We start from the raw sequence: 12,018 nt of genomic DNA on the forward strand, positions 1-12,018 counted from the left end.
TCCGAAGTCCCCCTCAACAGGTGGACGAGGGGTCAATCATAACGGCAGCCAAAGCGAGAAAGAAACCCATTTGAAGCTTTTTTGTTCTGCCGGCACCAACAACAAGGCCCCGTCACGGGGCCTTGTATCAACACTGTGTTCGGGGATTAGCCCGGCCCGTTCAGCTGGGCGACCTGGCGCTCTATGCTGCCCCTGAGGTTATCGTCGAGCTTGAGGGCCCGCGCCAGCTCATCGAGGTAACCGCGCTCCATGAAGTGATCCACGTCGATGGCGAGCAGGGAGGCGAGGTAGACCTCGGTGGCCTGCTCCATGTCGGTGACCTCCCGGGCCAGCGCCTGGGGATCCAGCGGGCGGGCGAGCTCGGCGTCGATCCAGCGCGCCGCATCGCTCTGTCCCTGCTCGGTCAGGTATTGCTGGATCTTCTGACGCTCGGCGTCGTCGATGTGGCCGTCGGCCCGGGCCGCCGCCACCATGGCGCGCACCAGCAGGGTCGAACGGGCGTCCAGCGCCTGCCCTTGCAGGGTATCCAGGGGCTGGGCAGGCTGGCTCGCGCCCCCCTGCTGGGACTGCCAGTCCTGATAGAGCTTGTAGGCGAGGCCACCCAGGGCCGCCGCACCGCCCACCGCCGCGACCTTGCCGCCATACTTGCGCACCTTCTTGTTGCCGAGCAGCAAGGCCATGGCCCCGGCGGCCAGACCGCCCTGCGCCATGCCCTTCATCTGCGCCTTGCGGCTGTCACCGCCATCGTTGAGCCAGCCCTTGCCGGCACCCAGCAGTTGGTCGAGTATTTGTTTCATAGGTCCTCCTCCACGGTGGTTTTCATGCTAGGTTGGCCTGACTGAATCTGAGGTGAATGAATGCCGCTCCCAAGACTGGCCCTGCTGACCCTCTTTACCCTGCTCGCCTTCGCGGCCAACTCCCTGCTCTGCCGCCTGGCCCTGTTCGAAGAGCGGATGGATCCGGCGCTCTTTACCCTGCTGCGACTGACCAGCGGGGCCCTGATGCTGGTGCTGCTCTGTGCTGCCCGCAGCCCCACGCCGCCCCGCCAGGGAGACTGGGGGGGCGCCCTGGCCCTCCTCGTCTACGCCGCCGCCTTCTCCTTTGCCTATCTCACCCTGACCACGGGCACGGGTGCCCTGCTGCTGTTTGCGGCCGTCCAGCTCAGCATGCTGGCGCCCCCTCTGCTGCGGGGCGAGCGTCTGCCTGCTCGCCAATGGGCCGGCTTGCTGCTCGCCATGGCGGGGTTGGTGCTGCTGTTGCTGCCCGGCATCCGGGCGCCGGATCTCCTGGGGGCTGTCCTGATGGTCACCGCCGGCATCGCCTGGGCCTGCTATACCCTGCGGGCCTCGCGCGTTGGCGATCCCGTCGCCGCCAATGCCGGCCACTTCCTGCGCGCCAGCCTGCCTGCGGCCCTGCTCTATCTGCTGCTGGGCCGGCTCGAAGCCAGCCCCGCCGCCATCGGTTATGCCCTGGCCTCGGGGGCCCTCGCCTCCGGCCTGGGGTATGCGCTCTGGTATAGCGTGCTGCCCCAGCTGGGACGCACCCTGGCCGCCAGCGTCCAGCTGCTGGTGCCCCTGCTCGCGGCCATGGCCGGGCTCATCTGGTTGGATGAGTCCTGGTCGCTGCGGTTGTTATTGTCATCGCTGGGCATTCTGGGGGGCATAGCCCTGGTCATCGCGGGACGCCCCCCGGCGGGAGACAAACCATGAAGATCGCCATACTGCTGCTCGGACTTACCCTCTCGACCGGCCTGCTTGCCGCCAATCCGGACAAGGCAACCCATCAGGCCGGGCTGGACAGAGCCTGCATCAACGCCCGCCAACAACAGACGGGGCAGGACAAACAGCAACTCATCGATGCCTGCGTCAGGGCCGGGGGCAAGGCGACCCGATGCCAGCAGCAATACGCCAGTGTCGGCCAGCGCACCGGCAATGAACGCCCCTATGTGTCGCCCCTGGCGCCCTGCCAGCAGGCCGACGCCTACCGCAAGAGTAACCGGCAGTGATGCCATCTGAGGAGAATGCATGACCCCACCCCGCGAGCTGACCCTGCAGTTTCTGGCCGAGCCCGCCGACGTCAACTTCGGCGGCAAGGTACACGGCGGCATGGTGATGAAGTGGATCGATCAGGCGGGCTACGCCTGCGCCGCCGGCTGGTGCGGCGGCTACGCCGTCACCGTCTACGTGGGGGGTATCCGCTTCCTGCGCCCCATCCAGATAGGCCAGCTGGTGGAGGTGCACGCCCGGGTGATCCACACCGGCACCACCAGCATGCACCTGGCGGTGGATGTCTACAGCCGCCACCCCACCGAGCGGGAGCGCCACAAGACCACCCACTGCATCATCATCTTCGTCGCCATGGACGAGGGCGGCAAACCGAACAAGGTGCCCCAGTGGCAGCCCGTTTCGGACGAGGATCGGCAGTTGCAGCAATACGCCAGGAAGCTGATGGCCCTGCGCGAGGAGATAGACAAGGAGATGCGCCAGCATCTGTGAGGGCGCCAGTCAGATGTGACCAGGGCCAGCTCCCTATCCGGGCGCCGCCCTGTATAATGGCCCATCGACAGACGAGTACCGGAGCAACCCATGTCACTGGAAAACGCCCCGCCCGAGGTCAAGCTCGCGGTGGATCTCATCGAACTGCTGGAGACCAACCGGATAGCGCCGGCGCTGGCGCTGGCGGCGCTGGCCATCGTCACTCAGGACTATCAACGCAAGCTGAAGGAAGGCGAGGATTGCTGAGCCCGGCTCGGCCGCCCCACACCACCAAGGAGGTTTTATGGCAGATCCCATCCGTTTCGAAACCGGTCGCCCCATGCTGCTGGGGGGCCTGCGCCGCCACCATGAGTTCCAGCAAGGGGACTTCGGCGGCCAGTGGCGCGACTTTGGCGCCCTGGGGCCGCTGCCCGGCCAGCTCGGGGAGCACGCCTACGGCGTCATCTGCGGCGCCGACGCCACCGGCTGCGAATACATGTGCGCGGTGGAAGTCGCGGCGCTGGAGGTCTTGCCCAAGACCCTTGGCCGGATGCGCATCGCCCCCCAGACCTACGCCGTCTTCCTGCATAAAGGCCACGTCTCCACCCTGCCACAGACCTGGCAAGGGGCGCTGGACTGGCTGGCCCGGTCCGATTATGAGTCTGCCCACAAGCCGGATTTCGAGCGCTACGGCGCCGCCTTTGACCCCGCCATCGGCAGCGGCGAGGTGGAGGTCTGGCTCGCCGTGCTGCCCAGGCAGGCGATCGCCTGATGCCTCATTGGGCATAGCCGGTTCACGTGTGGATAAATAATAATAACAACAACTTATAAATGAGATGACGCCGAGCGAAGGCAATGCAAGGATGGAGCCCTTTCTTTGCATGAGCCTCGTGATGGATAAGCAGAATTGCAGCACACAAGCAGGACCCGGGAGCCGGTCGGCCCGGCTCATGACGCTGGCCTGCCTCATCGTGTTCATGGCCCAGATGGCCACCACGGTTTACCTCCCCTCCCTGCCCATCGTGATGAGCGATCTCGCCATCACGAGGCAAGATGCGGAGCTCTCCATCTCCCTGTTCGTGATTGGCGCCGCCCTGCCACTGCTGTTCTGGGGCGCCGCCGCCGATCGCTATGGCCGCCGACTCCCTCTTGCCCTGTCGCTGCTGTTGTTCGTCGGGGTAAGCCTGTTGCTTGCCACCACCAGCCAGGGGCCGCTGCTGTTGATCTTGCGTACCCTGCAGGGCATTGCGGCGGGGGGCGCCACCATCATTGCCCGCATCCTGATACGGGATCACTGGCAGGGGGATGAGCTGGCTCGCCGCCTCTCTGTCCTCTCCATCGCCTTCATCACCGCGCTCGGTGGCGGCCAATGGGTTGGCGGGCTGATCAGTCGCTATGCCCACTGGCAGCTGGGGTTCGTGCTGGTGGCGGGCGTTGGCATGGTGGCGCTGGTGCTGATGATCCGCCTGCCACTGCAGGGCCCCCATCCCGCAACGCCCACCATCGGCATGTGGCAACGCTACGCCAGCCTGCTGCGACGCCCCGGCTTTCTCTGGCCCGCCTGCGCCGGGGGACTGGGCTTTGCCATCACGGTCACCCTGCAGGAGATCAGCCCCTTCGTCCTGCTGCAAGGATTCGCGCTGGAGGTGACCACCTTCGGTGCGCTGGGGCTGTTGATCGGGGTTGCCTACTTCGCGGGGGCCATGGCGGTCAATCGGCAGGTCGCCAGGGTGGGTGGCAAGCGGCTGATGAGGCAAGGGGCCGGCCTCATCTTGCTGGCCTCTGCCGGCATGGTATTGCTATCTCTCTTGTCAGGGTTGCAGGGTGCCGGTGCACTGGTGGTCATGATGGGGCTCTACTGCCTCATCATTTTCGGCCAGGCGGTACTCTTTCCCAACAGCATGGCGTTGGCGGTCAGCGATGCCAGGGAGCATGGCGCCTATGCCATGGCCTTGTGCGGCTTTTTGCAGCAAGGGCTGGCGGGGATCGCCGCCGCGGGTGCCACCCTGCTGAGCCATCATGGCACCTGGGCGCCGGTACTCTTCGGCCTGGCCCTGACGACGATGCTGATCGTCCGCTTCAGGGTGCGCTAACGCGGTGGATGCCACGGCCTGCGCTCAACGCGGCCCCATGACCTCGTCGCACAGCTGGATCAGAGCCTGGCTGAGGCGCTCGAGCGGCTCTCCTTGGTCCATTCCCAGGTGCAGCGCCAGCTCCACCGAGCGCACCTGGGGCCAGTCCGGCAACTCGACCTGATCCGGCAGCCGCAACCGTGCCGGCAGCAGGCTGACCCCGATCCCCGCACTGACCGCCCCCTGCAGGCTGGCGAGGCTAGCGCTGACATAGGCGATGTGCCAGCGCAGCCCCTTGGCGTCGAGGGCCTCCGTCAACTGGCGCCGGTAGAGGCCCTCGCTCGGGAACACCACCAGCGGCACCGGATCCCGCCCGCAGGCGGGCCAGTCGCGACTATCGACCCAGGCGAGCGGCTCGCGCCAGCGGGCGACGGGATCCCCCTGCCCGCGCGCCTGCTTGACCAGCGCCAGATCCAGCGCCCCCTCCTCGAAGCTGCGCCACAACTCGTGGCTGAGGCCGCTCTGCACCTCCAGCCGCACCATCGGAAACTGGCGGGCGAAGGCGGCCAGCACCGGCGCCATGACACCGGCGGCGAAATCCTCCGGCACCCCGATCCGCAGCGGCTGGCTTGCCTCGCTCACCCGCTCCCCAGCCTGGGCCAGCAGCGCCAGGATGCGACGCGCCAGCCCCAGCAGCTTCTCCCCGGCCACCGTGGCCACCACGGTGCGGCCACTTCGGTCCAGCAGCGGGCAGCCGAGCTGCTGCTCGAGACGGCGCATCTGCTGGCTGATGGTGGATTGGGTCAGGTGCACCCGCTCGCCGGCGCGGGTGAAACTGCCGGTCTCGAGGATGGCGACAAAGCTGCGCAAGAGCTGGGGATCCAGCAGGGGGCTGTCCATTTAAGGGGTTTTCCCATTTATAAAATCACTGATAGTCATTCTATCATTTAATTTCCAAATGACATGACGGCCCGCTAGGCTGCTCCCATCCCCCCTCTTTCACAGGATTTCCCATGCCACAGGCCCATCTCCCCCCGTCCGGCGCCCATCTCGTCAACTCGCTGACCGCGCTTTCCGACCCCACTCATCAGGAGTGGCTCGAGCAGACGCTGCACCTGGCGCTGACCCACCGCCAGCATGGGGGCCGTCCCTTCGCCGCCCTGCTGGTGAAAGAGGGCAAGCTGCTGGCGAGCGCCGTCAACCGCATGCTGGAGGCGGGGGATCCCACCCGTCACGCCGAGCTGGAGGCGCTGCGCGACGCCAGTCGGCACGGCCCGCTCAAGGGCGCCGTGGTCTATGCCAGCGGCCACCCCTGCCCCATGTGCCTGTGCGCGCTGGTGATGAACGGCATCAGCGCCGTCTATTACGCCTTCGACAATCAGGACGCGGCCCCCTTCGGTTTTGACAGCACATCGAGCTACGACAAGCTGCGACTGCCCCTCAGCCCGCCGCCGCTGCCGCTCATCAAGCTGCCGAGCCCGCTCCCGGCCGCCGCCCTCTATGGCGCCGAGCCCCATGAGTAAGCCGTCTATTCGGCATGGGGCCGGCGCCCTGCTGGTGCTGGTGATGCTGATTGGCATCAACCTGCGCCCCTTCCTCACCGCCATCGGCCCCCTGGCGGGGCAGATAGACGCACGGCTGGCGCTGGGCATGGATACCCTCGCCTGGGTGACCCTGCTGCCGTTGCTGCTGATCGGGGTGGGGGTGCTGTTCACCCCGGCCCTGCGCGCCCTGGCCGGCCCGCGCCCGCTGCTGGCCGCGGCCCTGCTGCTGCTGGCGCTGGGCAGCGCACTGCGGTTCGACGTGAGCAGCGGTGCCCTGCTCATCGCCAGCGCCGCCCTCTGCGGCCTGGGTTCGGCCTTGGTGCAGGGGGTACTGCCCGGCCTCATCAAGCAGGCCTTCGCCAACCGGGTGCCGCTGGTGATGGGGATCTTTTCCGCCTGCATGATGGGGGGCGGGGCCCTTGGCGCTGTGCTCAGCCCCCAGCTCGCGAGCCAGCTGGACTGGTCGCGGGTGCTGGCGCTGTGGAGCCTGCCGGTGCTGCTGGCGCTCGGCTGGCTCGGCTGGCGGGTGCGGCTGCCCGCCCCCCCTGCGCCGCCCGCACCCGAGGGGGAGCAGCGGCTGATCGCCCTGCCCCGCAGCTGGCTACTGATCCTGTGCTTCGGCATCATCAACAGCGGCTATGGCATCGTCGTGGCCTGGCTGGCGCCAGCCTACCTGGCGCTGGGCTGGAGTGCCCAGCAAGGGGGCGAGCTGGTGGCCTGGCTGGCCCTGGCCCAGACCCTGAGCGGCCTCGGCCTGCCGCTGCTGGCGGCGCGCAAGCTGGACCGACGCCCCTGGATGGGGCTCGCCATCCTGTTGCAGGTGCTGGGCTTTGGCGGCCTCTGGCTGGCGCCGACCAGCGCCCCCATCCTCTGGTGCATGCTGTGCGGCGCGGGCCTTGGCGGCAGCTTCTCCCTGATCATGGTGATCGCGCTCGATCATTTGCCGGATCCCCGCCGTGCCGGCACCCTCAGCGCCCTGATGCAGGGTTTCGGCTTCATGCTGGCGGCGACCGGCCCCTGGGTGGCGGCGCGCCTGCATCATGTGAGCGGCGACTTTGCCAGCGCCTGGCAGTGGCAGCTCGGCGGACTGGTGCTGATGAGCCTGCTGGTGCTGCGCCTCAACCCCGCGCACTACGCCCGCGTGATGAGGCAACCCCTGCCCCGCGCGGTGGTGTCACCCGCAGGGGCGGCCCAAAGCAATACACCGGCCTAGGGCCGGTGTATTGGAAGCATGAACAATCGAGCAAGGGAGCGTCTTAGAACCTGTTCACGAGCCGTCACGAGAGACTGTCAGCAAGGTGAAGAGCAGCGCAGGAACCGGAGTTTATAGACATAAATGAGGATTCCGAGCAGCACATGAGCCTTGATCACGGTCTCGCAGTAAGACCATGAACAGGTTCTTAGCGCCCCTTCTTCTGCCGTCCCCCCTGATTGGTGCGCGGTTTGCCCGCCGCGGCCGGTTTACTGCCCTTGTTCTGGGCTCCCTTGCCAGCGCCAGCTTTACCTGACGCACCCTTGCCCGCCGGGCTCTTGTTTTCGAATGCAGCCGGACCCGGTACGTTGGGGCGGCCGCCAATCTCGTGATCGTCGTCCCGACGGGGCTTCTTGCCCTGCGCCGCCTTGGCAACCGGCTTGTTGGCAGGCTGCGCCCCCTTGGCCGGTTTCACCTCGGAGGAGGAGTCCTCGATCAGCTTGAACAGCTCGATCAGCTCGTCGTCGGTGAGATCGCGCCACTCCCCCACCGGCAACCCCTTGAGGCTGACGTTCATGATGCGGATGCGCTCGAGCTTGGTGACCTCGAAGCCGAAGTGCTCGCACATGCGGCGGATCTGGCGATTCAGCCCCTGCACCAGGGTGATGCGAAACACGAAGGGCGCCTCTTTCTTCACCTTGCACTTCTTGGTGACGGCGCCGAGGATCGGCACCCCGGCCCCCATCCCCTTGATGAACTCATCGGTCACCGGCTTGTCCACGGTCACCAGGTACTCTTTCTCGTGATCGTTGCCCGCCCGCAGGATCTTGTTCACCAGATCCCCGTGGTTGGTGAGGAAGATGAGCCCCTGGGAATCCTTGTCGAGCCGGCCTATGGGGAAGATGCGGGTGCTGTGGTTGACGAAGTCGACGATGTTGTCCTTCTCCCCCGCCTCGGTGGTGGAGACGATGCCCACCGGCTTGTTCAGCACGATGAACACCAGGCTGTCCGCCTCGCGCGCCTCGATCACCTGACCGTTGACCTTGACCAGATCCCCGGCAAACACCTGATCACCAATCCCGGCCCGCTTGCCGTTGATGAAGACGTGGCCCTGCTCGATGAAGCGGTCGGCCTCACGGCGCGAGCAGATGCCGCTCTCGCTGATGTATTTGTTCAGGCGCATGGATTCATCGGCCAGCATGGGTCACCTGCCAGATCATGGGGTTGAGGGGGGTTGTCGGCTGGGTCAGCCAGATCGTCATCGGGTTAGTCTGCATAGCATTCCATCATTAAAAGGGTCAAAGCCTGCGCATTCTTCAAAAAAACGCCGCTACAGTAGCATATTGCCCCGTTTCGTTCGCCGGATACTTGCAACGCCACGGATCCCGCCCCCTGCCGCCCGGCCTGAACCTGAGAATGCGCCCCAAAGGATGCCAGGCCACCGTTCCCCCCAAACCTCAGCGACTCCGTCTCTCAGCTCTCAGCCTTCACCCGCATCATCGAGGACGCAACTCGGTGTACCGCTTGCGTCCCCCTTCTGCCGCGCCAACCCGCCGGATAAGCTTCCCCCGCTTATTGCCGAAGGCTGGCTGGCCAACGCCAGCTGGCAAGCTCGGTTCGACGTAAAAAGGAAGAACTAATACTTGCTATTTATTGACTGAAAATGCATAAAAAGATTTTCGTCAGCACGAATTATCTTGCCGAGGTTGAGCCCCGCAGGCGTCATTGCGCCCTTTGTCGGCAAACCTTGCAAGAAACCAAATTGTTGTCCGTATTCACCTAAAACATCGAACATAAATTTGGATACGGGGCATGAACCCTTCTCTGGCATGAGGCCACTTTTATCATTCATTACAGGAGTTACAGATGAGTCATTCCCTATCCCAGGCGGATTTTCTGGCCCAGGTCGCCAAGCGCAACGCCCATCAACCCGAGTTCATCCAGGCGGTGAGCGAGGTGGTCGCCTCCATCTGGCCCTATCTGACCCGCCACCCCCGCTATCTGCAGCACGGCCTGCTGGAGCGACTGGTGGAGCCGGAGCGCTTGGTGCAGTTTCGGGTCAGCTGGGTGGACGACAAGGGTCAGGTGCAGGTGAACCGCGGCTATCGCATCCAGCACAGCTCGGCCATCGGCCCCTTCAAGGGCGGCATGCGCTTCCACCCCTCGGTGGATCTCTCGGTGCTGAAATTCCTCGCCTTCGAGCAGACCTTCAAGAACGCCCTCACCACATTGCCCATGGGCGGCGGCAAGGGCGGCAGCGATTTTGATCCCAAGGGCAAGAGCGAGGGCGAGGTAATGCGCTTCTGTCAGGCACTGATGCTGGAGCTCTATCGCCACCTGGGTGCCAACACCGACGTGCCGGCCGGTGACATCGGCGTCGGCGGGCGCGAGGTGAGCTACATGGCGGGCATGATGAAGAAGCTCACCAACAGCGCCGAGTGCGTCTTTACCGGCAAGGGACTCTCCTTCGGTGGCAGCCTCATTCGCCCGGAAGCCACCGGCTACGGCCTGCTTTACTTCGTCGAGGCCATGCTGGCCCACCGTGGCCAGTCCCTGGCGGGCATGACGGTGTCGGTGTCGGGCTCCGGCAACGTGGCGCAATACGCCATCGAGAAGGCGATGGAGCTCGGCGCCAAGGTCATCAGCGCCTCCGACTCCGGCGGCACCGTCCATGATCCGGACGGCTTCACCCCAGAGAAGCTGGCCCGCCTGATGGAGCTCAAGAACGAGCAGCGCAAGCGGGTGGCGGATTACGCCCACGAGTTCGGCCTCGAGTTCTTCACCGGCCGCACCCCCTGGCACCTGCCGGCTCAGGTCGCCCTGCCCTGCGCCACCCAGAACGAGCTGGAGGAAGATGATGCCGCCAACCTCATCGCGAACGGCGTTCAGCTGGTGGCCGAGGGGGCCAACATGCCGAGCAGCGCCGCGGCCATCCAGGCGTTCCACGACGCCCGCGTGTTGTTTGCGCCGGGCAAGGCCGCCAACGCCGGTGGCGTCGCCACCTCCGGCCTCGAGATGAGCCAGAATGCCCAGCGCCTCTGCTGGAGCCGGGAAGAGGTGGATGCACGCCTCAAGGGGATCATGAACAGCATCCACGCCACCTGCGTACGTTACGGTCAGGACGAGCAAGCCCACGTGAACTACGAGTCAGGCGCCAACATCGCCGGCTTCGTCAAGGTGGCCGACGCCATGCTGGCACAAGGGGTCTGCTGATCCCGGTTCACGGACAGGGAACACCCCGCCACATCCGATAACGAAGGGCAGCCCATGGCTGCCCTTTTCATCCGTGTTGTCAGCGGGTTCTGCACCTGTGCCTTTCCCATCCCACTTCACACTCCCTTCACCCGGCCGTGACAGAGTGCCCGCTCTTTACATCCAGCGAGGACAATATGATGGTCAAGTTCGGCGTTTTCTTGATGGTGATGGGGGTCGGCAGCTTCATGGCGTTCAGCCTTATCGGCTCCTCCCTCGATAAACAGGGGTTCTTGCATGAACCTTTCGCCTTGCTCCCCCTCGGTTATCTGTTGCTGTTGGTGGGGGCTGGACTGACCTTCCTGGGACTGCTCAGGGCGAGACGCCGGCTGGGTCGCTCAGGCTGACTGAGTTGGGTATCGGCATTCCCCAATGCGGGGCCATGGCAGCCAAAGACTCGCCTCCCCTCTTGTCCACCGGTTGCCTGCACTGCTTTTTCCATCTAAACCCGCATGCGCAGCCTTAGAGGTAGCGACTTATTTCGATAAGATGCCGATCCGGATCCAGAAAATAGACCGACTCGATGGGTCCGCAGGCGCCGCTCTTGGTGACGGGGCCCTCCACTATCTCGACCCCGTGGTAGCTAAGCTGAAATATCACCTGCTCCAGCGGCCAGTGGGTGATGAGGCAGATATCCCCCGCCCCCACCTGGGCCCGGTTGCGCGGCTCCTGCCCCAGTAGCTGCAAATTGATCTTCTGATTGCCAAAGCGCAGCGCCCGCCGTCCCTTGCCAAAGGTGATGGCCTCCATCTTGAGCACTGAGCTATAAAACGCGACCGAACGCTCGATGTCGCTCACCGTCAATACCAGATGGTCGATATGGCTGATCATGCTTCCTCCTCACCATTACGCTATCGCGCCACACAGCCCAACATACCCGGCCCGGCCTTTACGAGGACGAGTGTGCCAGGGTACGCAAATACAAATCCAATTGACCCTTCCCCAGAAAAAATCCGATCACTGCGCCGCAGCACAAGCCCTGTCACGCTGGGCCAGCAAGGCCTCATCTTCACTGTCCATGGCAGCCAAGATCGCCTGATTACAGGCCCGCTCCGCGAGCTTCGCCGGACTCTGCTTGGCATCGGCGATCTCCGCAATCATGGGGCGATAGCCGATGGCGGCCGAGCAGTACATGGTGCGGTACTTAGGGAGCTGCCAGCTACTGTCATCCTGGCGCGATAACTCATCGCACAGCTTGCCAAACAGCGCCCTTGCCTTGACCGTACACTGGCTAAAACGCCGCACATCCTGCTCATAGGGACGACAGACGCTGTTCTGTTTGATCTGCCAGAGCTGATAAGAGAAGGGAACTCGCTCCCCTTCATACTCCACCGCCAAGGTTTTAAGCTCGGTCCCATAGTGATCCGACACCGGTTGCTGTACCAAATTGAGATACGCCGAAAAAAGCCAAGAAACCGGATCCATCACCACCTCCCTGTGGTTGCCACTGCCGAGCTGTATCACGAAAAACCGGAGCGATTTTC

The 12,018-nt window shown here is 64.7% G+C and carries 15 protein-coding genes; 10 read left to right on the plus strand and 5 right to left on the minus strand.

Features of this window, described 5'->3' with window-relative positions:
• Positions 1-146 precede the first annotated feature (146 nt).
• Positions 147-797, minus strand: a complete 651-nt coding sequence (locus ACZ9IL_RS10255) for a tellurite resistance TerB family protein (protein WP_033131885.1) — start codon at positions 795-797, stop codon at positions 147-149.
• 60 nt (positions 798-857) lie between these two features.
• Here ACZ9IL_RS10255 and ACZ9IL_RS10260 point away from each other — a divergent pair, with 60 nt between their 5' ends.
• The 6 genes from ACZ9IL_RS10260 to ACZ9IL_RS10285 all read left to right on the plus strand — a co-directional run bounded on the left by ACZ9IL_RS10260 (position 858) and on the right by ACZ9IL_RS10285 (position 4,567).
• Complete coding sequence (locus ACZ9IL_RS10260; RefSeq protein WP_476003424.1) at positions 858-1,709, plus strand: DMT family transporter; 852 nt, start codon at positions 858-860, stop codon at positions 1,707-1,709.
• On the plus strand, positions 1,706-2,005 hold the full coding sequence (locus ACZ9IL_RS10265) for a hypothetical protein (protein ID WP_476003425.1): 300 nt from the start codon (positions 1,706-1,708) through the stop codon (positions 2,003-2,005). Before ACZ9IL_RS10260 ends, ACZ9IL_RS10265 begins: the two co-directional genes overlap by 4 nt.
• A 19-nt stretch (positions 2,006-2,024) precedes the next feature.
• Positions 2,025-2,495, plus strand: coding sequence for an acyl-CoA thioesterase (locus ACZ9IL_RS10270; RefSeq protein ID WP_033131882.1), 471 nt, complete (start codon positions 2,025-2,027; stop codon positions 2,493-2,495).
• A gap of 90 nt (positions 2,496-2,585) precedes the next feature.
• Complete coding sequence (rsmS, locus tag ACZ9IL_RS10275; RefSeq protein WP_476003426.1) at positions 2,586-2,741, plus strand: pleiotropic regulatory protein RsmS; 156 nt, start codon at positions 2,586-2,588, stop codon at positions 2,739-2,741.
• 37 nt (positions 2,742-2,778) lie between these two features.
• Positions 2,779-3,246, plus strand: coding sequence for a GyrI-like domain-containing protein (locus ACZ9IL_RS10280; protein ID WP_476003427.1), 468 nt, complete (start codon positions 2,779-2,781; stop codon positions 3,244-3,246).
• 121 nt (positions 3,247-3,367) lie between these two features.
• Positions 3,368-4,567 (plus strand): MFS transporter, encoded by a 1,200-nt coding sequence (locus ACZ9IL_RS10285; protein ID WP_476003428.1) that lies wholly within the window; start codon positions 3,368-3,370, stop codon positions 4,565-4,567.
• A 24-nt stretch (positions 4,568-4,591) separates the two neighbouring features.
• Here ACZ9IL_RS10285 and ACZ9IL_RS10290 read toward each other — a convergent pair whose 3' ends face one another.
• Positions 4,592-5,434 carry a LysR family transcriptional regulator gene (locus ACZ9IL_RS10290; protein WP_476005338.1) on the minus strand — a complete coding sequence of 281 codons (843 nt, stop codon included), beginning with the start codon at positions 5,432-5,434 and terminating at the stop codon, positions 4,592-4,594.
• 125 nt (positions 5,435-5,559) lie between these two features.
• On the opposite strand from ACZ9IL_RS10290, the gene ACZ9IL_RS10295 reads away from it, so the two are divergent.
• Positions 5,560-6,069 carry a nucleoside deaminase gene (locus ACZ9IL_RS10295; RefSeq protein ID WP_476003429.1) on the plus strand — a complete coding sequence of 170 codons (510 nt, stop codon included), beginning with the start codon at positions 5,560-5,562 and terminating at the stop codon, positions 6,067-6,069.
• On the plus strand, positions 6,062-7,303 hold the full coding sequence (locus tag ACZ9IL_RS10300) for a cyanate transporter (RefSeq protein WP_476003430.1): 1,242 nt from the start codon (positions 6,062-6,064) through the stop codon (positions 7,301-7,303). Before ACZ9IL_RS10295 ends, ACZ9IL_RS10300 begins: the two co-directional genes overlap by 8 nt.
• 187 nt (positions 7,304-7,490) lie before the next feature.
• Here the strand turns inward: ACZ9IL_RS10300 and rluF are convergent, their stop codons facing one another.
• Positions 7,491-8,483 carry a 23S rRNA pseudouridine(2604) synthase RluF gene (rluF, locus tag ACZ9IL_RS10305; RefSeq protein ID WP_476003431.1) on the minus strand — a complete coding sequence of 331 codons (993 nt, stop codon included), beginning with the start codon at positions 8,481-8,483 and terminating at the stop codon, positions 7,491-7,493.
• 665 nt (positions 8,484-9,148) lie between these two features.
• On the opposite strand from rluF, the gene gdhA reads away from it, so the two are divergent.
• Both gdhA and ACZ9IL_RS10315 read left to right on the plus strand, forming a co-directional pair.
• Complete coding sequence (gene gdhA / locus ACZ9IL_RS10310) at positions 9,149-10,495, plus strand: NADP-specific glutamate dehydrogenase (protein WP_476003432.1); 1,347 nt, start codon at positions 9,149-9,151, stop codon at positions 10,493-10,495.
• 176 nt (positions 10,496-10,671) lie between these two features.
• Positions 10,672-10,881 carry a DUF3955 domain-containing protein gene (locus tag ACZ9IL_RS10315; RefSeq protein ID WP_476003433.1) on the plus strand — a complete coding sequence of 70 codons (210 nt, stop codon included), beginning with the start codon at positions 10,672-10,674 and terminating at the stop codon, positions 10,879-10,881.
• Positions 10,882-10,996: 115 nt separating this feature from the next.
• Here ACZ9IL_RS10315 and ACZ9IL_RS10320 read toward each other — a convergent pair whose 3' ends face one another.
• Both ACZ9IL_RS10320 and ACZ9IL_RS10325 read right to left on the minus strand, forming a co-directional pair.
• On the minus strand, positions 10,997-11,365 hold the full coding sequence (locus tag ACZ9IL_RS10320; RefSeq protein WP_476003434.1) for a VOC family protein: 369 nt from the start codon (positions 11,363-11,365) through the stop codon (positions 10,997-10,999).
• Positions 11,366-11,491: 126 nt separating this feature from the next.
• The gene (locus tag ACZ9IL_RS10325) at positions 11,492-11,959 is read right to left on the minus strand and encodes a hypothetical protein (RefSeq protein ID WP_476003435.1); all 468 of its coding nucleotides are present in this window, start codon (positions 11,957-11,959) and stop codon (positions 11,492-11,494) included.
• Positions 11,960-12,018: the final 59 nt, after the last annotated feature.

This window comes from Aeromonas sp. TECH754 (assembly GCF_056279295.1).